This window comes from Pseudoalteromonas sp. MMG013 (assembly GCF_018100885.1).
Classification (GTDB): Bacteria; Pseudomonadota; Gammaproteobacteria; order Enterobacterales; family Alteromonadaceae; genus Pseudoalteromonas; species Pseudoalteromonas aurantia.
Map to the genome: position 1 here is coordinate 56,805 of NZ_JAGJEE010000012.1, position 24,466 is coordinate 81,270.

General features: G+C 42.5%; 17 protein-coding genes. 6 read left to right on the forward strand and 11 right to left on the reverse strand.

Annotated features, from left to right (window positions below; all coding sequences use genetic code 11):
- Window positions 1-115: 115 nt before the first annotated feature.
- Window positions 116-5,569, forward strand: a complete 5,454-nt coding sequence (locus J8L98_RS12605; protein ID WP_210996706.1) for a glutamate synthase-related protein — start codon at window positions 116-118, stop codon at window positions 5,567-5,569.
- A gap of 15 nt (window positions 5,570-5,584) precedes the next feature.
- On the forward strand, window positions 5,585-7,369 hold the full coding sequence (locus tag J8L98_RS12610) for a sulfite reductase flavoprotein subunit alpha (protein ID WP_210996707.1): 1,785 nt from the start codon (window positions 5,585-5,587) through the stop codon (window positions 7,367-7,369).
- A 21-nt stretch (window positions 7,370-7,390) separates the two neighbouring features.
- Here the strand turns inward: J8L98_RS12610 and J8L98_RS12615 are convergent, their stop codons facing one another.
- From J8L98_RS12615 to cyoA, 8 genes are read right to left on the reverse strand one after another with little or no spacing between them, the layout of a single operon-like run.
- The gene (locus J8L98_RS12615; protein WP_210996708.1) at window positions 7,391-7,765 is read right to left on the reverse strand and encodes a hypothetical protein; all 375 of its coding nucleotides are present in this window, start codon (window positions 7,763-7,765) and stop codon (window positions 7,391-7,393) included.
- A gap of 50 nt (window positions 7,766-7,815) precedes the next feature.
- On the reverse strand, window positions 7,816-8,313 hold the full coding sequence (locus J8L98_RS12620; RefSeq protein ID WP_210996709.1) for a hypothetical protein: 498 nt from the start codon (window positions 8,311-8,313) through the stop codon (window positions 7,816-7,818).
- Window positions 8,310-8,912, reverse strand: coding sequence for an SCO family protein (locus J8L98_RS12625; protein ID WP_210996710.1), 603 nt, complete (start codon window positions 8,910-8,912; stop codon window positions 8,310-8,312). The genes J8L98_RS12620 and J8L98_RS12625 overlap by 4 nt, the downstream gene beginning before the upstream one ends.
- A gap of 5 nt (window positions 8,913-8,917) precedes the next feature.
- The gene (gene cyoE, locus J8L98_RS12630) at window positions 8,918-9,802 is read right to left on the reverse strand and encodes a heme o synthase (RefSeq protein ID WP_210996711.1); all 885 of its coding nucleotides are present in this window, start codon (window positions 9,800-9,802) and stop codon (window positions 8,918-8,920) included.
- Between the two features lies 1 nt (window position 9,803).
- Window positions 9,804-10,148: a cytochrome o ubiquinol oxidase subunit IV gene (cyoD, locus tag J8L98_RS12635; protein ID WP_010366908.1), complete on the reverse strand. Its 345-nt coding sequence runs from the start codon at window positions 10,146-10,148 to the stop codon at window positions 9,804-9,806.
- Window positions 10,148-10,765 carry a cytochrome o ubiquinol oxidase subunit III gene (gene cyoC, locus J8L98_RS12640; protein WP_210996712.1) on the reverse strand — a complete coding sequence of 206 codons (618 nt, stop codon included), beginning with the start codon at window positions 10,763-10,765 and terminating at the stop codon, window positions 10,148-10,150. Before cyoC ends, cyoD begins: the two co-directional genes overlap by 1 nt.
- Window positions 10,766-10,784: 19 nt before the next feature.
- Window positions 10,785-12,818 (reverse strand): cytochrome o ubiquinol oxidase subunit I, encoded by a 2,034-nt coding sequence (cyoB, locus tag J8L98_RS12645; RefSeq protein ID WP_210996713.1) that lies wholly within the window; start codon window positions 12,816-12,818, stop codon window positions 10,785-10,787.
- A complete protein-coding gene (cyoA, locus tag J8L98_RS12650) occupies window positions 12,808-13,656 on the reverse strand; it encodes a ubiquinol oxidase subunit II (protein WP_210996714.1) in 849 nt (282 codons plus the stop codon). Before cyoA ends, cyoB begins: the two co-directional genes overlap by 11 nt.
- Window positions 13,657-13,902: 246 nt before the next feature.
- On the opposite strand from cyoA, the gene J8L98_RS12655 reads away from it, so the two are divergent.
- A complete protein-coding gene (locus J8L98_RS12655) occupies window positions 13,903-14,418 on the forward strand; it encodes a hypothetical protein (protein ID WP_210996715.1) in 516 nt (171 codons plus the stop codon).
- Between the two features lie 149 nt (window positions 14,419-14,567).
- On the opposite strand, the gene J8L98_RS12660 is transcribed toward J8L98_RS12655, so the two are convergent.
- Window positions 14,568-16,283 carry an alkaline phosphatase D family protein gene (locus J8L98_RS12660; RefSeq protein ID WP_210996716.1) on the reverse strand — a complete coding sequence of 572 codons (1,716 nt, stop codon included), beginning with the start codon at window positions 16,281-16,283 and terminating at the stop codon, window positions 14,568-14,570.
- Between the two features lie 318 nt (window positions 16,284-16,601).
- Between J8L98_RS12660 and J8L98_RS12665 the strand changes: the two genes are divergently transcribed.
- Window positions 16,602-17,861 (forward strand): aromatic amino acid transport family protein, encoded by a 1,260-nt coding sequence (locus J8L98_RS12665; protein ID WP_210996717.1) that lies wholly within the window; start codon window positions 16,602-16,604, stop codon window positions 17,859-17,861.
- Between the two features lie 60 nt (window positions 17,862-17,921).
- Here the strand turns inward: J8L98_RS12665 and J8L98_RS12670 are convergent, their stop codons facing one another.
- Window positions 17,922-18,695, reverse strand: coding sequence for a peptidylprolyl isomerase (locus J8L98_RS12670; RefSeq protein WP_210996718.1), 774 nt, complete (start codon window positions 18,693-18,695; stop codon window positions 17,922-17,924).
- 310 nt (window positions 18,696-19,005) lie between these two features.
- Between J8L98_RS12670 and J8L98_RS12675 the strand changes: the two genes are divergently transcribed.
- Together J8L98_RS12675 and J8L98_RS12680 are read left to right on the forward strand one after the other, a co-directional pair.
- Window positions 19,006-19,443, forward strand: a complete 438-nt coding sequence (locus J8L98_RS12675; protein WP_210996719.1) for a hypothetical protein — start codon at window positions 19,006-19,008, stop codon at window positions 19,441-19,443.
- A gap of 174 nt (window positions 19,444-19,617) precedes the next feature.
- Window positions 19,618-21,831, forward strand: a complete 2,214-nt coding sequence (locus tag J8L98_RS12680; RefSeq protein ID WP_210996720.1) for an EAL domain-containing protein — start codon at window positions 19,618-19,620, stop codon at window positions 21,829-21,831.
- 83 nt (window positions 21,832-21,914) lie between these two features.
- On the opposite strand, the gene J8L98_RS25180 is transcribed toward J8L98_RS12680, so the two are convergent.
- Window positions 21,915-24,251: a methyl-accepting chemotaxis protein gene (locus J8L98_RS25180; protein WP_210996721.1), complete on the reverse strand. Its 2,337-nt coding sequence runs from the start codon at window positions 24,249-24,251 to the stop codon at window positions 21,915-21,917.
- Window positions 24,252-24,466: the final 215 nt, after the last annotated feature.

Consider the following 24,466-nt stretch of genomic DNA (forward strand, 5'->3'; position numbering starts at 1 on the left):
CATTTGCATAAGCATACATTGAACATTAGTTTGGATGACCTGCTTAAAAAATGTGTAGTTCAAATTAAGTACTTGTGATGCAATGAACTCACCCGTTTAGTAAATTGGGTACTCAATGAAAAGATATTTATTTGATAGAAATTTAGAGCATTCGAGCTGTGGTGTTGGGTTTATTACCCATAAAAAAAGCGAACAAACACATCAATTGCTCAAACATGCTCACCAAGCGCTTTGCCGTATACCACATAGAGGTGGAATGAATGCAGAGGGTATTGGTGATGGTGCGGGCGTGAATATTGACTTGTCGCTTAACTTTTTCAAAAAAATGACCGGCAACTCAAAATTACAACTAGGTGAATTTGGGGTAGCCAACTTTTTTTACCCCAAAGAACTTACGCACCACAACAAAGCCACCCAATTAATTAAAAAAACACTGGCGGCATATGACTTATCCATTGTCACATTTCGCACTATCACAACAAATGAGACCGTACTGAATCACGCCAGCCAACAGGCACAACGACAAATCAAACAAGTCGTTTTCTTAAAACCAAGCCCGTGTGATACTCAAGTTCACTTTGAAAAGCTGATCCATCACGCACTCCACGACATAGAGCATGTGGCTTTTACTGACCCTGAACTTAACGGACTCTACCTCTTGTCGATGAGTAGCCGCACCCAAGTATTAAAAGGCCGCTTAAATAGCTGGGAAGTAATCCCCTATTTTACCGACTTAACGGATGTGTCTCACCAAGTTCACACGTTATTCTTTCACACACGGTTTTCCACCAATACCGCACCAAATCCGATGTTTGCACAACCTTTTAGGCGAATGGCGCATAATGGCGAACTTAATACCGACCGAAAAAACCGCTTAAGTGAAGACGCTATCGCCAAGTCGCAAAATAAGCAAATCATTACCCCCAATGGACAATCAGACTCTGCACGCTTAGATCAAACGTTGGAACGGCGAGTAATCGAAGATAATTTAGAAATAGATGCGGCAGCACTCGCCATGATGCCCCCCGCTTGGGAGAATGACAGCGACGTGTCTCCTTCCGTTAAAAACATGCTTGAGTACTTTTCTTTATACGAAGAGAAAAATGATGGCCCTGCCGCACTCATTTTTGGCGATGGGGTTAAGGTCGGTGCGCGACTCGATAGACTCGGACTGCGGCCTCTACGAAGTGTCGAAACATCTGACTATTTGGTGGTTATGAGTGAGGCTGGTCAAATAGATTTTGACCCTAGCGACATCATACGCCGCGGCCGCATTGAAGCTGGGGGCATGATTGTATTTGACCATAGCACCGGGGAAATTAAAGAAACCCAGCAAATTTTAGAACACTTAGCTAAACAGCAAGATTACGCCGCGCTACTGAACCAAGCAAGGGTTAACTTATCCGACTTGCCGATACCGCAATTACAAGCTGTAAAGCAACGTTCTTCACTGAGTACCAGCGCACAACATGTGGCATTTAGTTTAAATCAAGAAAGCTTTAAATTTATGCTCGATCCCATGTTATTAAATGGGGCAGAAAAAATCTCTGCCATGGGCTATGGCTTAGCTCCGAATGCCCTCAACAAAGATGAAGGCGGCCTATCTCGATACTTTAGCCAGCGGTTTGCGCAAGTAACCAACCCGCCGCTCGACAGCATTCGTGAAACTGATGGCATGACACTGCGTGTGGCACTGGGTCCAAAACCCAATATTAGCCCAAATAGCCATAAACAAATTGTATTAGACTCTCCTATTTTAATGCCACAACACCTGCTCGCCCTTGAAAAGCAAAGTGCATTACGTATTAAAACCTTACCTCTATTGTTCAACATCGACTTACACAACAGCAATGAGCAGAGACTGCTTGATGCCCTAGAAACCCTCACGGATCTCGCTGAGCAACAAGCCCGCAAACAAGTCGATATTATCGTTTTAAGCGACGAGCACATTTCACATAGCCAAGCCGCTATTCCCGCATTGCTAGCTGTTGCTAAAATTAATCAGCGGCTGATAAGTCGAGGACTGCGCTTTACCACCAGCCTTGTTTGTCATACCGGACAAGCAGTGAGTACACACGACATCGCATGTCTGCTTGGCTTTGGAGCCTCTGCGGTATGCCCACTCACGGTATTAAATCGTGCCACAGAGTTATTCGATAGCCCAACCGATGTCCAGTCAGCCCTACTGAAATTTAAAAAGGCCGGCGAAAAAGCCTTAATGAAAACCATGGGTAAATTTGGCTTATGTACAGTAGAAAGCTATATTGGCGGTGAATTTTTCGAAGCCAACTTTATAGATACCCATGACCCAGCTTTAAAGGCTATTTTCCCCAATATTCACTCCCCCGTGGGAGGAGCCCAATTTAAAGATTTGGTGCAAAGCGTTGAGTACTGGCATAAAAAAGTCCCGCATGTTCAATCTGAAAACCAGATCCCTGTACTCGGGTTATTCAAAGAACGCGCTCAAGGAGCAGGTCATAGCTTTGGTATAACTGCGGTTCGTGAATACATCAATATGACTGAAGAATCGATTCAATATGTCGACGAATCGCAACTTGAGTCACAAGACCAACAAGTCATATTGCCGCAAGATGAAGGGTATCGAGATTTAGGCTACGACGCACGCAGCCCCCAACAAATAGATGACTTTACCATCACCGATGCGTATCGTGAATTTAGTCAAAACCTTTACCTTGAACGCCAACACCGCCCCGCAGCACTGCGAGATATATTAAGCCTACCGATTCAAATCAAAGCAGATGCATCAGAACAAACTCTTAAAGAGTCCTTTAAAAACATATCAGTGTCAGGATCATTTGCACTTGCCATAACGGGGCTCACGGTGCACCGTGAGCGCTCCAATGACATCGCACAACATTGGCATGTCGCATTCAATCATGCTGGTAACCTCCAGAGTTTAGAGGCTGCGCTCATTGACGTATTTTCCAAAGATATTTTCACCCACAGCATAGCAAGCTCACACCTGACGATTGCCGTGGTACAAGATAGTGTACTCGATAGGCTATTAGCGAAAGTCATCCCGGCTCGCACGGCAATACCTGTGACAACGATTCAACCAGCACACCAAATCACCGCTGCTTTTGCTTCTGGCGCTATGAGCCATGGTGCTTTAGTCGAAAAGGCTCACCAAGCGGTAGCGCAAGGCACCAATATTGCGGGCGCAATGAGTAACTCTGGTGAAGGTGGCGAAAGTGCTTCGAGGTACAACACTGTAAAAGCCAGTAAAATTAAGCAATTTGCCTCTGGCAGATTTGGAGTCTGGACAGGCTACCTCGCCGACCCTGCATTACAAGAAATCGAAATTAAAATAGGCCAAGGCGCAAAGCCCGGTGAAGGTGGCCAACTTCCCGCACATAAAGTCAATGTACAAATAGCCGCAGCACGAGGTGGCACACCAGGGGTTGAACTCGTCTCGCCACCACCGCATCATGATACCTATTCGATTGAAGATTTAGGGCAGCTCATCCACGATGCCAAAGCCGCCCGTGTCAAGGTCGTCGTTAAACTCGTTTCATCTGAAGGGATTGGCACCATTGCGGTTGGCGTTGCCAAAGCAGGCGCTGATGTTATCAATGTCGCAGGCAATACAGGCGGTACTGGGGCTGCCCAAGTGACCAGTTTAAAACACACTGGTCGGGCCGCCGATATTGGTATTGCTGAAGTCCATCAAGCGCTCGCTGAAAACGGCTTACGAGATAAAATAACCCTACGCTGTTCTAATGCCCACCAAACAGGGCTCGATGTGGTTAAATCGGCCATGCTAGGCGGTGACTCATTTGAATTTGGCACTACGGCTCTGATGATGCTCAAGTGCGTGATGGCTAAAAACTGCCATCAAAAATGTCCTGCGGGGCTGACAACCAACCCTGAGGTTTATCAAGGCGACCCCAGAGCATTGGCACAATATTTTATGAATGTTGCGCACGAAACCCGTGAAATATTGGCGCACCTTGGCTATACATCTTTACGTGAGATACGTGGAAAAAGTAATTTATTACACCTCGTTGCGCATCCTATGATGGTCGGACAACTAGATATGACGGCCATGCTCGCGCCAGTAGAGCCCATAAAAATTACTGCTCCAGTGTACCTTGAAGCAAACTTTGATCATGACACGCAGTGGCTCACGCAGCTGAAACACAACTTGTTTGATAACCAGACTGAATACTTATCTCTGCCTCCCACCGCACTGAATAACTGCAACAAAACAATTGCAGGGCAACTGGCGATTGATATCGAGCGAACCCTAAATTATCAGCTAAGCGATGCAACCATTGCCGCTCATCCTGCAATGTATAGATTGAGTAATGGCAGAGTCGTGTTAAAAGGTAATACGCTCTCGTTGCATACGTATGGCTCAGCAGGCCAAAGTTACGGGGCATTTTTGAACACTGGTATGCAACTTCAACATACCGGTACTTGCAATGATGGTGTAGGTAAAGGCATAAGCGGCGGTCGCATACAGATCACAAGTCCTGTGTCACATGCAAAACAACCACTGACCAACAATGTACTGATCGGTAACTTTGCATTGTTTGGCGCAACCGGTGGTGAGTTGTTTATTGTAGGCCAAGCAGGCGACCGCTTTGGTGTGCGTAACTCAGGTGCCGTTGCCGTGGTGGAAGGGGTTGGTGATTTTTGCTGCGAATATATGACCAATGGTTCAGTGGTTAACTTATCTCATTACGGAAAGAATTTAGGTAATGGGATGAGTGGCGGTACCGCATACCAATACGATCCAAGCGGCAATATTGTCACGCAGTGCAGCCAAGACAGTGTCGTTGCTTTGCGCTTAGATGAACAAACGCCCTTGTGTTTAGGCCATGAAGCCGCGCTTTTGTATCATTTAGAATGCCATATTGATGCTACCGGCTCTACGCTCGCCCAATCACTGATTAATAACTGGGCTGAGCACAAGACGCATTTTTATGTCCTGATCCCAAAAACACTCTATAGCTATCATTGCCCAAATAATATTGTGGACTCTCATGAGCGCAGAACCATGCTTGAAGAGCTCTCACAAGCTTGGGCAAACCGCCTATTAAAAGAAGCTCAAATTGCATATCAACAAAACGAAAACGACGGTAAATACCTATTTGATGGCCAATTACCTGATTACGGAGACCGAGACACGAGTCTCATTTATCAATATGTGATCTCAGCGGGTGTATTTCATCGCGCCCATGAAGCTGCAAAAAAGTCAGCTTCACAGTCCACCGCGCATGCTAGCGAAGACAGCGCCAAATACTTGGTCACGACCCTTGATCGAAAGTTACAAGAAACACTGGTGAAAGATACCAAAGAGGCATTAGCCAGCTACGAAAGCGATGCGCTCAGCTGCTTACTCGCACAAAAGCGCGTGCAAGACTACAAAGACGCGTTAGAACGCCGCGAGGTTTGGGATAGTAATGCGTTTGGTACCAGCGTTTGGATATTACATCGCGATAACTGTGTCCAAGAGGCACTGCGTCAACATCGACCATTTGAACAACTGCTCGCGACCCATTTTTGCCATGTGCTAGTTGAAGCAATCCGCGCAACAGCATAAGTAAGGAAAAGTATTATGACACACTCAAATAACACCCAATTAGTCCCCTATTTACCAGAAAATATGCCATTCAATGATGACCAAAAGCAATGGCTCGGTGGCTTCTTAGCGGGTTTACATAGTCGCTTATTAATAAAAGAAGAAACGGTTGCGCAATCAGTTCAGCCAGCCATGCAAATTAAACCACTCACCATCATTTATGGATCGCAAACCGGTAATGCTGAAAACCTAGCTGAAGAAGCCGCACAAATGGCCAAAAACCATGGATTGTTGGCTTCGGTATTCGATATGGATGATATCTCTGTAGCACAGTTAAGTGAAGCAGAGCGACTATTAGTGATCTCAAGTACCTACGGTGATGGTGAAATGCCCGACAACGCACAATTATTGTGGGATGAAATAAATGCCGAGTCGGCACCGTCATTTGCATCAACCTACTTTTCCGTTTTAGCATTGGGTGACACCAATTATGATGATTTTTGTATTGCCGGCATTCAATGGGATGAACGCTTAGAGCAACTGGGTGCTACCCGAGTCGCACAACGTATAGATTGTGATGTGGCCTATGAAGCCCCAGCTGAACAATGGATGGCTGAAGCACTGCCCACAATCGCGCAAAAAGGTAGCTGTTCAGAGCAACCGTCGGCCCAAAGCTCTGAACAAAAGCCTAAAAAACACAAAGCCAAATTTAATAAAGAGTCACCACTGAAGGCTCAGCTATTAAGCAAAACGCGGTTAACCGATGATTGCTCAAGTAAAGAAACCATTCATTATGAACTCTCTTTAATGGGCTCAGGAGAACACTATGATGCTGGCGATGCCCTTAATATTATTGCTCACAACAGTGCAGCGCTCGTTAATGACTTACTCAGCGCACTGAATGCCAGAGCAGAGCAACATGAAACGTACAATGGTAAAACCGATCAGCTAGAATACATATTCACTGAATTACTCGAAATTCGCCAACCCAGTAAAGATCTCATTCATGAAATAGCACGTCAGAGTAGCTGCCCTGAGCTACTCTCCAGACTGGGCGATAATCAAGCCATGAGTGATTATTTATGGGGTGTTGACACGGTTCAGCTACTTAAGCGTTACCCAAATAGCGCTCTTTCACCGGCACAGTTTATTCAGTTTGCAAAGCCAATGGCACCCAGAGCCTATTCCATTTCATCAAGTCTCAAAAAGCACCCAGATCAAGTACATATAACCATTGCCAGTGTGAGATACACGCAAGATGAACGTCAACACAATGGAGTGTGTTCAACTTACTTAGCCGACCTGGTAAAAATAGGAGAGCCAGTAACTTGCTACTTTTCGGCCAACAAACACTTCTCTGTACCCAATGACTTAGCCGCCCCCATTATTATGATTGGCCCAGGTACCGGTATTGCACCATTTAGAGCATTCCTAGAAGAGCGAGAGGCCACACACGCCACAGGAGATAATTGGTTGTTTTTTGGTGACCGAAATGCAAAAACCGATTACTTGTATGAGCATGAGTTAACCCAGATGCAACAAGATGGTCTATTAACGCGATTAGACTTGGCCTTTTCTCGTGATCAAGCAGAAAAAATCTATGTACAAGATAAAATGTTAGCGCAAGGCGAAACTCTATTTAACTGGCTTGAAAACGGGGCGTATCTGTATGTCTGTGGCGATGCCTATAAAATGGCGAAAGATGTTGATGCAACGCTGCATACTATTGTCCAAAAGTACGGTCAATATGATGAAAGTCAAACGCAAGAATACATGGCCAATTTGAAAAAACAAAAACGCTATGTGCGGGACGTTTATTAAGAACGGGAAGCAACCTTTACGCTAAGATTTTAGGCGTAAAGGTTGTTTAAGTGGTACCACATTGCCTCCTAATTTTAGAAACACATGGCTAATTTGCTTATCTAACTTGGTGAGTTCGGCAATGCATTTCCCTTGCTGCTTTTGACAATTTTCACAGCGGTTATATTGCAATACAATACTATTTCTCAACCACAGCTGTAAGTCAGCAACACTTTGAACATCACCATAACGAATACATACTTGCTTTACTTTATGGCAAGCATCAAGAAATGCGGATAAATGGGCATACTCTGTTGGTGTGTGTTTTAAAATCATAGATTTAACACTGAGCTCTGAATTAGCATGATCAAACTCTTTTTTGTATGCATCGATTTCTAACACCAATCGCGTACTCATAAATCCCTCATCTCAGTTATTAACGAAACTCGTCATCCGTAGGGGCCAAGCTAGGCCCCATTTTTATGGCGACTTACTAAACAATATGACCCGTCTGAAGCATCACTCAACATGCCACTCATACTGGTATCTCTTTGGTTTTTAAACACCATCGTATTACTGTTTAATTTGCCTTGATATTGCCATTTTTTAAATACTTCCTCGCGCACCAAAATACACGGAGACTTTACAGTAAACGTTTCTTGAAATGTCACCGCGCACTGGCCTTGCGTATCTTTAGTGGCCGCATAAACCACATGGCTCTGTCTGTCTTTGTATTCGATCACCCCAGAAACAAAGCTACTAAGCAGTTGTTTGCTTTGACTGTTTAATTCAAGTAACCGGTGCTTATTTAGCCCAATGGTGTTTGTCGCAAGCTCTATCAGCTGCGCAGCACACACTGGGTTAGCCTTCGCCGCTAACACTTTTTCCATAGAGGTTTTTGCAAGACATGAGATGCTCAGCATCGCCAATAAGCATGCGCTTAACCATAAAATCAAACGGTTCATAATAACTCCCTAATTTGCGCCGCTAATTCATTAGGGGTTGTGGTATGACTCATGGCCGTGATCAACTTGCTAGATTTATCTAAAATATAAAACCGTGACGCATGCGATACGGAATACTCCATAAATGAGTCACTTAGGTTATTATTATCGTAAAACACGCCATACTGACCACTGACCGATTTAACTTGCTCTACCGTACCAGTAAGTCCCAAAATATCGTCATGAAAGTAGGCTGTGTATTCTTTTAATTCGGCAGGCGTATCACGGCTTGGGTCAACCGTCACGAATAACCCTTGAATGGCGTTTGGGTGACTCTTTTCGAGCCGCATCATTGCACCAGTTAAAACAGCAAGTGAATTAGGACACACTTCGGCACATGATAAATAGCCAAAGTACATCACTACCACTTGCCCTTTAAAATCATACAATGATACGGGGCCTTCACTACTTTGTAAGGTGAAGTCCCCGCCAAGCTCTGCAAAGGTCTTTTTCGGTTGATTAAAGTCTTTACTGGTTGTGGCTAAATAGAAAATCACTAAGCCAACAACCCCCAGTACACAACTGAGTAAAAACAATCTCCGTAAATTATTCCCTTGCATTTGTGTTACCTCACCGTGAGCAATGTTTGTGGTGCAAGACTGACAAAGTCCAGCGACATAAACACACTCAATGATGTGATCGCCAATATTGACACCAAAAATACACGCTTTGCCCATATGTGTTGTTCATAGCGACCAAAGTCAACAATGGTAATGGCTAACCACACCACACCAATCAGTAACGTTGAAACAGCGTATAAAGTCCCTACATAATTAAACACAAACAATGCCAATGCCATCAACGTAAACGCGACAATATAAGCCACCATGTGCTTGCGCGCTGACTCTATACCGTTAACCAGGGGTAATACCGGTATATTGGCCGCTTTATAGTCCTCAAAACGGTAAATAGCAATGGCATACGAATGTGGAATTTGCCATAAACAAAATGTCAGTAAAATAACCAACGCCCCCACATCAAACTGTGCTGTCACCGCGCAGTAACCAATAACCGGTGGGCATGCGCCTGAAATACTACCAATTAAAGTACCGTACACCGATTTGCGCTTATAATGCAGGCTATACAGCCCAACATAAACCGCAAAACCGATCACAGCAAATAGCACAGCCATCCCCGTAGTAAAGTACCCTAAAGTACCAAACCCAATCGCACCCAGTAACGTGGCATATAGCAAAGCACCATTAGACGTAATGACCTTTTTTACCAAAGCTCGGTTCTGCGTGCGCTGCATGAGCTTATCAATGTCTTGGTCGATCACATTGTTAAATACACAACCCGACGCTATGACGGCAGAGGTACCAATACACACTGCCAACAAGGTCACTAATTGAAAATCACCTTGTGCAGCAAGAAAATAACCTGCGACAGTGGCAATTAAATTGCCCATGATGATCCCAGGTTTAGTTAGCACTAAAAACTCTTTGAACATGCTAGTGGCCCATCAGCATATTGTGATTCAAATGCTCCATGATCCAAATAGAACCAATAACCACAATCGCAACAATAAGCACCACAAACACCGCTGAAGTAGTGTTCCAAATTTGTTCTGATGATGAATTCATATGCAAAAAGAAAATCAATTGCACAAATATTTGTGCAATTGCACAGACTAAAATCACCGTTAATGTCAACACCGGTGTCAGTAAGTCATACATCAACACGCTAAAAGGTATTGCCGTTAATACAATTGAAAGCATTAAACCAATTACATACTCTTTGACGCTACCATGCGCCGCGCCGCCGTGACTGTGATCAGTTGCAGTTGCAGTGCTCATTACATCACTCCTAATAAATACACTACGCTAAACACACAAATCCAAATAATATCAAGGAAATGCCAGAACAAACTTAAACAAGACAAACGTACTAAGTTATCTTCGGTAAAGCCGTCTCTTTTAAAATGTGCAAACAACACCAACATCCAAATACAGCCACCGAGTACGTGTAACCCGTGCGTGGCAACTAAGGCATAAAACGCAGACCAATACGCACTGCTTTGTGGCGTCGCGCCTTCGCTACTAAAATGATAAAACTCATAAAGTTCCATCCCGAGAAAGCCTAACCCCAGTGCCAATGTGAACACCAACCATGAGATCATGCCCTTCATATGCCGTTTATTGGCATGAAGCATTGCCATACCAAAGGTAAAGCTACTAAACAACAACAGCGCTGTTTCTACAGCGACAAAGTTCAAATCAAACAAGTCTTTTGGGGTTAATCCTCCCGCATACCCACCACTGAGTACCGCATACGTTGCAAACAAAGTTGCAAACAAAATGCAGTCGCTCATGATGTAAATCCAAAAACCAAATACCGTATCACCACCTGAGTCATGATGATCGTGGTCATGATGATCTATTTCATCATGACCAGTTGCGTGACTTTGAGACATAGTTAACTCTAATCCTCTTTTAACTGTTAGTTTGAGCGTGCTGCCTAACAGCATCTAGATGTTTTGCTTCAATTTCTTCTACCTGCTCAACTGGCACGTAATAGTCTTTATTACGTTCAAATGAGTACATGATCCAAGATGCAATCATGCCAAGGAAACCAAATGCAGCCATCCACCAAATATGCCAAATAAATGCGAAACCCATCATTAATGAGAAAGCACTGATCACCACACCTGCCCAAGTATTTTTAGGCATATGGATTTTTTTATATTTATCCGGTGCTTGGTATGCTAATCCGTGCTCTTTCTTATAATAATGTTCATCTCTGTCGTGAATTTTCGGCAGCTCTGCAAAGTTGTAAAATGGCGGAGGTGAAGACGTTGCCCATTCAAGCGTCCGTGCATTCCAAGGATCGCCCGTCACATCTTTGTTTTTATGGCGGTCACGAATACTGACAAAAATTTGATAGAACTGCGTCATAATCCCAGCCAACACAATCAATGCACCACCAGCAGCAATCCACAATAACGGTGTCCACTCTGGGTTATCGTAATAGTTCAGACGACGTGTCATACCGTTAAAGCCCAAAATATACAGTGGCATAAAGGCTGCGAAGAAGCCGATAGTCCACAACGCACAGGCTATTTTTCCAAGCTTTTCATCGAGCATAAAACCTGTTGCTTTCGGGAACCAATAAGTCATACCCGCAAAATAGCCAAATACGGCGCCGCCAATGATCACATTATGAAAGTGAGCGATAAGGAACAAACTGTTGTGTAATACAAAATCGGCTGCTGGCACCGCCAACATGACCCCTGTCATCCCACCGATTGTAAAGGTAAATAAGAAGCTACATGTCCACCACATTGCCGCTGAAAATTCGACGCGACCTTTATACATGGTAAATAGCCAATTAAATATCTTCACCCCGGTGGGGACGGATATGATCATGGTGGCAATGCCGAAGAAGGCATTCACACTCGCCCCAGCCCCCATAGTAAAGAAGTGGTGTAACCAAACGACCATAGACAGCACCATGATCACCGCCGTCGCCCACACCAGTGACGTATAACCAAATAAGCGTTTGCGAGAGAAGGTCGCCGTTATTTCAGAGAAAATACCAAAAGCAGGTAAAATTAAGATATAAACTTCTGGGTGACCCCATGCCCAAATGAGGTTCACATACATCATCTGGTTACCACCAAGATCATTGGTAAAGAAATTAGTACCGATATATCTATCAAGGGTCAGTAAGGTAATGGTCACCGTTAAAATAGGGAACGAGATAATGATCAATACGTTCGCACACAACGAAGTCCACGTGAATACAGGCATTTGCATTAACTTCATGCCAGGCGCACGCATTCTAAGAATCGTTACGAAGAAATTAACACCCGTAAGCAAGGTCCCTATCCCTGAGATCTGTAACGCCCAGAGCCAATAATCAACCCCGACCCAGGGACTGTACTCCAACCCAGATAAGGGAGGATATGCCAACCAACCGGTTGCGGCGAATTCACCTACAAACAGCGACACGTTAACTAATACTGCACCGACCACAAATAGCCAAAAGCTCAATGAGTTTAAGAAAGGAAATGCCACATCTCTTGCGCCAATTTGCAGTGGCACCACAATGTTCATTAACCCCACGACCAATGGCATGGCGACGAAGAAGATCATGATCACGCCATGGGCAGTAAATATTTGGTCGTAATGTTCAGGAGGTAAATAGCCCGCGCCAACACTGTCGGCGGTGGCAAGAGCTTGCTGCGCTCGCATCATCAGGGCATCAGCAAAACCACGCACTAACATGATGATCGCGGCAATAATATACATTATGCCTATTTTTTTATGGTCAACCGACGTGATCCATTCGTCCCATAGGTAACGCCACTTACCCATTTTGGTTATTAATGCGAATAAGAAGATACCACCCAACGCAACGGCAATCATTACCGGCAAAATAACCGGGTCATGGACTGGGATAGAATCCCATGTCAACTTACCCGTAAGCGGATCTGGATCTGTAATAATGGTGGCTTTACTGCCCATTTTGTACCCCAGTATATTTTTCTATGGTTTTCTTGAAATGCAATGGATCAACATCGGCGAAATGTTCAACCTCATTGTCTTTAGACTTTACGGTCAATGCTTGATAAGTCGTTTCATCCAGTACTTTCGGAGAGGTTTTAACTTTATCAACCCACTGCTCAAATGCTTCATCTGATACAGAATGCGTTTTAAACTTCATACCCGAAAAACCAAACCCACTGTAGTTTGCCGATAAACCTCTAAACACCCCTTCTTCCGATGCCATCAGGTTCAAACGGTTTTCCATACCTGCCATGGCATAAATTTGACTTCCCAAACGAGGTATAAAGAATGAATTCATCACCGTATCTGAGGTGATCAAAAATTCGATGGGTTTATTGACCGGAATAGCAATTTCATTCACCGTAGCAATTTGTTGCTCAGGATAAATAAATAGCCATTTCCAATCTAATGCCACAACCTGAATAGTGAGCGTATCTTCATCTTTCCCCAGAGGTTTTCTTGGGTCGAGTGAGTGTGACGTGACATACGTCACATACGCCAATGCCGCAACAATTAAGCAAGGAACTAACCAAACAATGACTTCGATTTTGGTTGAATGCTCCCAATGAGGCTTATATTCAGCCTTGGTATTACCCTTTCTAAATTTGTAAGGAAAATATATCGACATAAACAAAACAGGAATAATGACGATTAAGAGCAAGCCAGTAGAGATTAAAATAAGGTCTTTTGCCTGTTCACCAATCGGTCCTTTCGGGTCAAACAGTGCCAGTTCACAACCACTCAGAGACAGCATGAGCATAATAATAACGAAGCTCAGCAACAACTTTTTAAGCATACGAAACCTATCTGATTTCCATTCTACGCCGATATTTACCCTTCGTATTCAAAGCATAATCACAGTTTAGAATATTTTAATTTATATGATAATAATTACCATTTGCATTTTCGTTGCGATCTTAAATGTTGTTAGACAGAAACTCAACCCCTTACTTGATGTAGATCAAAGATTTTTTTTATCTTTTGACGTATGGCAACTACACTAATTTAAGGTCATATCAATCAAGTATTTATTGGGGGCACAATGAAAAGACTGTTTTATGCGACCAACAACCTAGATGATGCAGAGTCTATTTCCGATGAGGTACATAAGTTAGGCATAGACGATCATCACTTTTATGTGCTCAGTCGCGACGATAGTGGCATCAAATCTCATCATTTGCACGGCTCATCTAACATTGATAAAACGGATATTATTGCCGCTAAAAAACGTGCAAAAATAATGTCTTTCGGGTTATCAGCCATTATCGTTGCAATCATTGCACTGTCAACTAACACGCTTAATAGTCAATTACTTTGGGCCATATTTGCCGCGATATGTGCTTATGTAGTGATAAACTTTATATTGCTCATTACGGGTGGATCATTCGATGGATACTTTAAATCAGTCATTAATGAGCGACTCGACTCAGGTGAAGTCATTATTATTATTGATGTAGAAAAAGCGCAGTCGAAAAAAGTCGAACAACAACTCGATGCCCATGCCCAAGCACAGTTTTTAGCCGACAGCTCTAATTTGGCTTCGCCTATTCCTGATTAAGAAAATTAGCCAATATGCTGAATAAAATGCAAGTTAACCACCTGTGCCGTCAGTAGCACCCTGTTGCTTGGCGAAGGTGGCTTAATAAATTCAAAGTTGATATTTACTCTCTAACTATTATCAATTATTTATACAATCTGTACGGCAACCTACCCCACCGCACGTTGTTGCAAGCTACTGTTACGTATCGTAAAGGCTTTTTCATGTACCGAGCTGACAAAGTGCCATTCACTGTCCACTGAATCAGCAGTAAATGTGACGGTCATAAAACCACGCTGATGAATATTAGCAAAGTCCAGATCGTCAATTAACAGTTGTAGCGCGTTCGCAAATTGCTTAGCTTGCTCATCTGGCAATTTAAGGTAGTACTCTAATCCTGGAGAACTCACACCTGGTGTTGCAAACTCATAGCCGCACACATCTCCTTGTGCATTACATAATCTACCCGACCACGCATTATGAGTATCACCAGCAAGCACCACTAAGTTTTTGTTTGCCACTTTTGCCGTCTGTAACACTACTTCACGTTCAACAGGGTAACCATCCCAGGCGTCTAAATTGTAAGGTGCCACAAAATTGACTCTCGTCAACTCTTGTTCCGTTAGAGATGGATCCCCCTCCTTTGCGCGCCCTTTAATTTGTGCTAACGCTAACAATTGCTCCGCCATTGACGTTGATGGATTCGCCAATGCAGTCAATAACTCAGCAGGCATCATCATTTTAGTCATCAACACTTGTTGCCCCAACACTTGCCATTTAGCATTCGACGTTTTCATACTATCTGTCAACCAGGTGAGCTGTTTTGTGCCCAGCAATTGTTGCTTAGGTGTAACTAAATCAGCCTGAAAACCTGTAAAGTCCATCGCTCCAGAAGTTGTATCTAGGTAATCCTGATACTCTAGTGGTTTTGCTCGAGCTTCATTGCGCGTATCGAGCATATAAAGCGACACCAAATCACCAAATTCGAACTTCCTGTATAGCGCCTCTGTCTGGTCTATTACATATGGACGAACGGGCATCCATTCATAATACGCTTGCAGTGCCGCAAGTTTTCTCTCACTAAACTCTCCCTCTCCTGCATTATGATTTTCAGCACCTGTTGTGTAGGTATCATTACATATTTCATGGTCATCCCATACAGCAATAAAAGGCGCTTTTTGATGCAATGCCTGCAACCCATCGTCTGTTCGATATTTGGCGTAGCGTTTTCGATACTCTTCAAGCGTAATAACTTCATCACTATTATCATCATCAAGCGCTCGACCTAAGGCTTCGGCGCGTTCGGTTGCATATTCACCCATGCCGTACTCGTAAATGTAATCGCCTAGGTGTAATACCGCATCAAGGTCATTCATTGTAGCCGCGTGTGCGTATGCGTGAAAATAACCTGCTGGGTAATTAGCACAGGACAGCACCGCAAACTTAACCTGAGATACGTCACTTTGCGGAAGCGTTTTACATTGCCCTATGGGGGAAACCGTGCCATCAGTAACAAATCGGTAATAGTATCGAGTATTGGCTTTTAAACCTGCTAAATCAACTTTGACGGTATAATCACTGTTCTTCAATGCAACCACGCTCTGGCTCATAGCAGCAACCGTAAATTCATCTTCCTCAGACACTTGAAGTGTTAAGTTTATATGATTAGGGTCACCCTCTGGTGTCACTCTTGTCCACAAGATTACACTATCTGCTAGCGGATCCCCGCTGGCAACCCCGTGTTTAAAATTAATTTCAACTTCGTTACTCGCGAGTGAGGCTTTATCATGACTGCTGCCACAGCCGACCAATGATAGAGCGACGGTTGTAGCCCCCATACCAAGCAAAGCGCTTTTCATAAAATCACGACGTGATAACGTGCCCATTATTGTTCCTTACATCACTACTTTAATTGAAGAACCAGCATAATAATGATGAGAGATGACAATTGTACGACTGGTCACACCACAATGATGAATTTGCTCACTAAGTAGATACCAAGTGACTTCATTGTTAGATGTGTGGAATATTAAAGTAACTCCATACTTTTATTATGAAATATTACTGGTTAGCTTGAACAATTTTTATGCGTCAATAGATGTTTACTGCATAGCAATGCTTAACTGGCGCCAAATACATGCATCACCTCTTCATTTTCTATATGATGCCGCCCAAATATAATTCTAATGAATAGGATAAAAAGTATGAGTAACGCCTCAGAAGCGATATCACACGATATACCTTCAGACAGTAGAGGACGCTGGAATCAGCATGATACACAGTGGGTGCTAAGCTTATTTGGTACCGCCGTCGGTGCTGGTATTTTATTTTTACCCATTAATATTGGGATCGGTGGTTTCTGGCCATTACTGATCATGACCATATTGGCATTCCCAATGACGTATTTAGCACATCGAGGGTTGGCCCGTTTTGTACTGTCTTCGAAGCAAGCTGATGCAGACTTTACAGATGTTGTTGAGGAGCATTTTGGTGCGGGAGCCGGGCGGTTAATTTCGCTACTATACTTTTTTTCAATTTTTCCTATTTTACTTATCTATGGTGTCGGATTGACCAATACGGTCGATAGCTTTATCGTTAACCAGTTAGCATTAGAGTCACCACCAAGAGTGGTTCTTTCCGGTATATTAGTTGCTGGCATGATTGCAATTATGATGGGTGGTGAAAAGCTACTGATGCGCACTTTTTCAGCACTTGTATATCCATTAGTCGCAGTACTTTTATTCTTATCATTATATTTAGTCCCCAATTGGCAAATCCCAGTTATCAATACACCCGATGCGGTAAGTCTTACCCAAACCCTATGGTTATCAGTACCAATTGTGGTGTTTTCTTTTAGTCATGCCGCGGCTATCTCAAGCTTTGTGAATGTACAACGCCGTCATTATAAAGAACGTGCAGTTAGCAAATCAGAAAAAATTCTGCAATGTACATCAATCATGTTGATAGTATTTGTGCTGCTATTTGTATTCTCTTGTGTATTGTCTTTATCACCCGAGCAAATGACGCAAGCAAAACAGGCGAACGTCTCGGTGCTGTCTTACTTGGCCAATGTTTATGACAACCCCTATATTGCGATGCTGGGCCCTCTGGTGGCTTTTATTGCTATTATGTCATCATTTTTAGGCCATTTTTTAGGTGCACGAGAAAGCTTTAATGGCTTAATGAGTAAGCAAACATCACTCACAATCGCCACGATAGACAAACTGGGTGTCGCACTGATGTTTATCGCTATTTGGGTCTGTGCCTTACTTAATCCTAGTATTCTCGATATGATGGGCGCTATTTCCGGACCTATTATTGCCATGATTTTATTTATCATGCCAACGATTGCTGTCTATAAAGTACCTGCATTGCAACAATACAAAGGAAAACTAGGCACGTACTTTGTTTTAGCTGTCGGCTTACTGTCTGTGTCGGCATTACTGTTTAATATGCTTGGATAATACCTGATATAAAAGAGACTCAGTGGTTAAAACTGAGTTTCTTTTATAAACTTCTACGAACTAACGTACGCCAACAAACCGACGTCTTAACACGCCCATCATCAGCACGATACTAAAAAATAACGAGCCACTTGATGAAGACCCTGTCGGTTGTGGTTCAGGTGTTGGTGTAGGCACTTTATTTACTAAAACATTAACTGGTGGAGACAAATCATTCGCCGTTGTTGGATCTGAATCAATGATAGCAACGCTCGTCACGGATACGAGGTTACCTCCATCTGGGTTTGTATCGGTATCCACACATTGAGCCGATGTATAATTCACTACAGGCACCTCACCGCATCGATTTAAGTTCGAAATTTTATCAACAATCGCCATCCCCTGAGTGCCAATCACTTCCCCAAATACAGTATAACCCCCATTATCAGAGTCTAAGCTTGTACTATTATCCTTCAAATTTATATACCACTGACTGGTTGCGCTATTTGGCTGGTTTTGCAATTTAGCCATCGCAATGGTGCCACGAACATTAGACAACTTAGGCTCATTTACAACGGGTGTATTTGTTTCTATCGCAGTAAGTGGAATACTCCCATCATATTTATACCCTCCACCTTGAATAACAAAGCTTGGTACACTGCGATGCACTGTAGAGTCAACATATCGCTGTTGATTGACATAGCGTAAAAAGTTATCGACCGTCTCTGGCGTTATTTGATCATATAAATTGACCTGAAAAGACCCTTGGGTCGTTTGAAACTCAACAATCGTTGCAGACGTATTAAAGCAAGCACAAAGTGCTGTTGCTACGACTAATTCTTTTATTTTATTCATATATAGCTTCCTATAGGGTCAATCCATGCGGTAAAACTAATGTTAATAGCACAGAGGATAACGACTATAAAAATAAATAACCATATAAAGAGAGCATAGTTACAAAACATAACATCTTTAATGAGTTATATTACAAACACACGTCATGGAATAGTCGGACAATTGCCAATTTAGGCATAACCTCATCACATAAAGCACATCACTATGACTATCCTAAAAAGCACATTTTTCCCCAATCCTATCGTTTATTAATTTTTTCATATTTGGCTATGAAAGAATGTATGAATGGTAAAAGTAAGGAGGGACTAACTTGAGCATCATAGCAACAGCACCGCAAGAAAGTTTTATGGATACAGCTAAGTTATGCATTACGCGAATTAATGAGAGCTTAAATCCACCAAATTTCATACACTTGCTCAACAACACACCTTTTATATTGCATGGTGAATATAAAAACGATACAGCCTGTATCCCTTTAACTTTTATTGGCGTACACGAAAGTCAGTTATTATCCCATGCACAATTTAAAGGTCACCTCACAGACCTAACAAATGAGATCCGCAATCATGACTATATGGATGAAGCATTATTAATCATTTTAATCACACGCAGAAATAGTCAGCCCATGTTAGCGCTATTCTCAGAGTTTGAGACGCTTAACAGGCAACTCCCCTCAATAGATATATTAGCGCGCATGATCACCTGCACTGAAATGGCAAAATTGTTTCAAAGACAGAGCTTTCAGTAATTTTTTATATTGTTACTTTGTTAACATAAACATTCAGGTAGGATACAAAAAGCACAACAAAACGAAATGACAGCGCTATCATAAATAAGATTAAATTTATAAACTTATAACAATTGCAGCACTGGGAAGTTATCGTTACTATTGTTGCAAACCAAATGATTTAAATGAATTATCTTGTATAACTTGCGACATTTTTTTTATCTAGACGACAACGCTCAACTACCGCAAAAAACGGTCATTTGGCGGATCAGTGCTCTTCGCATCATTTTAGTAACCATGTTGAGTATCTGCGTTGTCATATTACTCCATAACCTTCACGCCTTAAATGACACAAAAAATACTCAGAACTTACAAGTTGCACTGAGCTTAACGACCATTTTGGCCGCTCTGTTATGCTTAAGCCAAAAATTCTACCAGCTCTGTGCGCATGCTTTATTATTAGTCATTATTGCAGCAGCAATCTCAATAAACCTGTTTACTCCTGCATTGCAAGTAGCACAAATAGGTTCGATTTTTACCTACGTTACCCCCATCATTGCGTTATTATTAATCGGACAAAAAACGGCCTCTTGCTACGCAATCCTTAACCTAGTCCCTCTGTATTTTATTTTTCAAGATCTCAGCACCTCAGTGCTCAATGCCCAAAATGAAGTGCTCAATAACGCCAATTATTACGTTCATTGCTTAGTGTTTTTCTTTTTCAACATTTGTATTCCTTTAGCGGTGTGGAGAACAAGCTTGGCAGCAAACCGCCTACATAAACAGTTTCAAAAACACACAAAGCTTTTAGAGAAACAAAAGAACTTATATCGGAAATTCTTTCAAAAAGCCTATTCTGCGATCATATTAGTCAACGAAGAACAGCAAATAGTTGAAGCAAACCAAAAAGCTAAACAGCTATTAAACTTATATCATCACCCGTTACCTTGCCCTATTAGCCATGTCTTAAATGCGGCACTTGATCACACCACAAAACTCTATAAGGTCAACAATGCTATTGTACAAATTGACGCGCAAGAGCATCATGAGAAATCACTATCAGCATGGTATTTAAGTGACGCATCAGAACAATTCTACTTACAACAGCAATTCAAAGCGCTCGGAGCCCAACACCATCAAACAAAATATTTCAATACCCACGTCAATTTGCCAAATACGACATGGTTAACAGAACAAATTGACACAGCCATTCAAGGAGGAGAACCCTTTGCGATAGCCATTGCAGATAATCAAAACTTACAAATGTTGGAACACGGTATCACCGCTGAACAAAGGAAGTTGCTATATAAACATATTAATAAGCTGTTTGAGCACTACCCTCAAGCTGGCAGTTCTGTTGCTTATTTAGGCTCGGGTAGAATTGGTTTTATTGCTCAGCACAGTGAGTCATTACTAACAGTTGCCAAACATTGGCAGAATAATTTGGACTTTTGGGTGAAGCTTGGAGAGCTACAATACCATGCAAAATATGCCATTTCTCTCGCTGCCTACCCTCAGCATGGATATAGCGCTGAACGTCTAATCAAAAACGCAGTGCAAGCATGTGAGCTGCGCCAGTCAAACTCTTTATGCTCTATTTTTGACTTTAGTATCAAAAAACAACGACTCGCTCGCCACGAAATGGCACTTTTACTTGAAAAGGCACTTGAACAAGATGAACTTGAAATATACTTACAAGGTAAGCATTTCTCTTGCAGTCGCCTTATTGGTTTTGAGGCGCTAGCACGCTGGAATTGTAAATTGCTTGGTTTTGTACCTGCAGGCGAATTTATTGCTATCGCCGAAGAGTTTGGCTTAATTGAGATGCTGACCCAGCATATTATAAGAAAATTATGCCAAACTCTATCTCGTTATCCTGAGCTACCAATTCCCGTTGCAGTGAATGTCAGTGCACAAGACTTAGAACAAGACGACTTTGCCACTCAAATAAAAACTCACTTATCGGATCACCGACTCAGTCCTAGCGCAATTGAACTTGAATTAACCGAATACAGTATTGCAAATGACAGAGCACATACTTTAATGCAATTAAAGTCGTTAAGTCAGCATGGCGTAAAAATTGCGATCGATGACTTCGGCACAGGATACTCAAATATCGCCCGCTTAATTGAATACCCTATCACTCGCCTTAAATTTGATCGCAGCTTACTCGATCGAATTGATAGCGACAGAAACCAACACGCATTACTCAGTGGAATGGTAAAAATATGTGCTGAAATGGGGATTGCGGCACTCGCTGAAGGCGTTGAAACACCTATACAACGTGACGCACTCGCAAGCCTAGGTATGCAAGAGTTTCAAGGCTATTTATACTCAAAGCCTCAGCCTATAGAGCAAGTGCTGAGTGAATTCGTCAATGAAATACAAAGTGGGCTGCGTACCTACTAAACCAGATGTAAACCCGATAGCCTCAATAATGACAGCGGCTAATCGCCGCTTCAATCTTAAAATATGCTTTAAGCAGGTGGGCGCTACAACTTAAAGCGTGAAACCAATTCTTTCAAACGCATATACTCCCCTTCCAGTTCATTACAACAACCTGATGCGCTATCGATTGATTGATTGTTATTCGATGCGAGTTCACTTATAGAAGAGACCTGCTGTGCCATATCACGAGCAACCGCACTTTGCTCCGCAGTGGCAGTGGCAACTTGTGAATTATAACCTTCAATTTGCGCCACCTCTTGGTTTATTTCTTCAAACGAGCCGGTCACCTTGTTTGTGGTATCTAAGGTATCTTCTACGCTACCTAACGCAATTTTCATGGTGCTCACAGTTTGTTGTGTTCCATGTTGCAGCGTTTCAATAATAGTTTGAATTTCTTTTGTAGAGTCTTGGGTTTTTTGTGCCAAAGAACGCACTTCATCCGCAACCACAGCAAACCCCCGCCCTTGCTCACCCGCACGAGCTGCTTCAATTGCCGCATTCAATGCCAACAGATTAGTTTGTTCAGCTATGCCTCTGATCACTTCCAAAACAGAACCTATATCATTACTGTCTTTTGCAACTCTATCAACGCTATTAGATGTCGTTGAGATCGTTTCTTTCAACGTCTCATTGTGATGCATATTTGCTTCTACATTGCGCTTTCCAACATTAACTTGATCCACCGCTGCATGCGTTGCATGATTGGAGCTTTTTGCTGATTGCGCTAATGAATCTGACGTCTGAGCCATCTCTTCTATTGCAGCAGACAACCTCAATGTCATTTCTGACTGCTCTTCTGACTGTGTTGTTACAATATTAAAGTTATCTCTCAATGCCGTCACTGAACGACTTAAATTAATCGAGGACTCTGATACCTCTTGCATGGCTTCGTTGATACTTTGCATCATTAAATTAAACGAGCGCTCAACTTGGCCAATTTCATCTTTGTCCGATTTTCCTGTTCGCAAATCGGCTCTCAAAGACAAGTCGAGGCTATTCGCTACCGTCATTACAAAATCGTTCAGTTGTAATATTGGCTTAGATAAATAACTTCCTAATACCCAAGCAGCAGTTAAGCCTAAAGTAATAATTATCAAGGTACTAATAGCAACGGTAGTTACCAGCGTATTGTGGATACCATCCAAGGCAGCAAACCCTTCAGATTCATCTATTTCACTTAGAATTGCCCACTGAGCACCACCTACTTGTATCATGCCATATGCCGACGCAACTTTGACTCCTCTATAATCCTCAACGAGCTCAAAGTTTTGCTCGCCTCGCAACGCTGAGCGCACCGCCTTTGTATCTACTGGTGCAATGCCCAAAGACGAGTCCCGCGTATCAATTTGTTTTATAATGTCACTAGCAATACCCGATTGACTCAATGCCGCTAAGTATGCTGATTTATCTTCCAATAAAAACCGGCTTTGTGAGCGCATAAGTCGGTCTTGGCCAACCAAATACGTTTCACCCGACAACCCTAAACCTCGAGATTGCCACTGTTGTTGATACGTCATAATGTCATTAATTCGATCGACGGGCGCTTGTAAAATCAACACACCTATGATGTTGCCATGTTTATATATAGGTGATGAGAAAAACGCGGCTGGCGCTTCATATGATGGTGTATATGGCTGAAAATCAATGATTTTCACTTCACCATCGGATAAGTTCATTCCGGCCTGAAAAGCTTTCCCCAGGCCTGAATTAGCATACGCCCCACTTTTTAATGACGTGGCAAAGTCTAGCTCTTTAAATACCGAATAAACCACATTCCCCGTATTCGCGTCTGCGATAAAAATATCATAGTAGCCAAAGGCCTCTAAGATTTTTTTATACGCCGTATGGTATTGAATATGTGCATCTTGATAGGCACTGCCATCGCTGGGGTTAATAAGTTCACTTTTACTGCCCAATGGATGCGAGTTATTCGCAATATAAGTATATTGTAAAGCTCGACCATTGTCTGACAGCGCATTTTTCAGCCGTTGTACATCTATCGCTTTCCCATCATTGAGCGATGTATAGGTCGTTAAGAATTGTTGCTGATAGAACTGCGATAACTTATTATCTATTTGATTAGATGCAGTACCAGTATCTGACAATCCATACTGTTCGAACGCTCGGCTAAATTTTGTCGTTGCATCCACTGTCATTGTTGAGCTAGCTAACGTGGTAATGTGTTGCTCTATATTTTCTATGTAGCTGACAATTTGTTCAGCTTTAGCATCTCTTAATCCCACTAACCTGTTTTTGAGTTGCTCTTCCAGCGCCTTTGACGTCATCGATTCCGCAATGGTTGTCAGTACTATGGATGTTGCAAGTACGCCAACAGCTATGATAATCGCTACATTCATAACAATTTTTGTTTTTATACGCACACTACTACCTCACCTTTAAAAACATAAAATATTCCTTAAGTGTCTTATAAAATTAGTTGAGTTAACCGTAATAGCCAAACCAAAAACCCATAAAAAAGTATTTATTTTTCATATGACTGACTATACGGCGAGTTGACTAACTAAATATCTACGCGATATTAATACCATCACAATATATCGCTTAATTTGACGTTTGTATGACAACTGGTATCTTT

What these genes read in the sequence shown, in the direction of transcription:
- J8L98_RS12660 (WP_210996716.1), bottom strand. Translation starts at nt 16,283, where the DNA reads ATGGGCACGTTATCACGTCGTGATTTTATGAAAAGCGCTTTGCTTGGT.
- J8L98_RS12625 (WP_210996710.1), bottom strand. Translation starts at nt 8,912, where the DNA reads ATGCAAGGGAATAATTTACGGAGATTGTTTTTACTCAGTTGTGTACTG.
- J8L98_RS12665 (WP_210996717.1), top strand. Translation starts at nt 16,602, where the DNA reads ATGAGTAACGCCTCAGAAGCGATATCACACGATATACCTTCAGACAGT.
- J8L98_RS12620 (WP_210996709.1), bottom strand. Translation starts at nt 8,313, where the DNA reads ATGAACCGTTTGATTTTATGGTTAAGCGCATGCTTATTGGCGATGCTG.
- cyoA (WP_210996714.1), bottom strand. Translation starts at nt 13,656, where the DNA reads ATGCTTAAAAAGTTGTTGCTGAGCTTCGTTATTATTATGCTCATGCTG.
- J8L98_RS12655 (WP_210996715.1), top strand. Translation starts at nt 13,903, where the DNA reads ATGAAAAGACTGTTTTATGCGACCAACAACCTAGATGATGCAGAGTCT.
- cyoC (WP_210996712.1), bottom strand. Translation starts at nt 10,765, where the DNA reads ATGTCTCAAAGTCACGCAACTGGTCATGATGAAATAGATCATCATGAC.
- J8L98_RS12670 (WP_210996718.1), bottom strand. Translation starts at nt 18,695, where the DNA reads ATGAATAAAATAAAAGAATTAGTCGTAGCAACAGCACTTTGTGCTTGC.
- cyoE (WP_210996711.1), bottom strand. Translation starts at nt 9,802, where the DNA reads ATGTTCAAAGAGTTTTTAGTGCTAACTAAACCTGGGATCATCATGGGC.
- J8L98_RS12610 (WP_210996707.1), top strand. Translation starts at nt 5,585, where the DNA reads ATGACACACTCAAATAACACCCAATTAGTCCCCTATTTACCAGAAAAT.
- J8L98_RS12605 (WP_210996706.1), top strand. Translation starts at nt 116, where the DNA reads ATGAAAAGATATTTATTTGATAGAAATTTAGAGCATTCGAGCTGTGGT.
- cyoB (WP_210996713.1), bottom strand. Translation starts at nt 12,818, where the DNA reads ATGGGCAGTAAAGCCACCATTATTACAGATCCAGATCCGCTTACGGGT.
- cyoD (WP_010366908.1), bottom strand. Translation starts at nt 10,148, where the DNA reads ATGAGCACTGCAACTGCAACTGATCACAGTCACGGCGGCGCGGCGCAT.
- J8L98_RS12615 (WP_210996708.1), bottom strand. Translation starts at nt 7,765, where the DNA reads ATGAGTACGCGATTGGTGTTAGAAATCGATGCATACAAAAAAGAGTTT.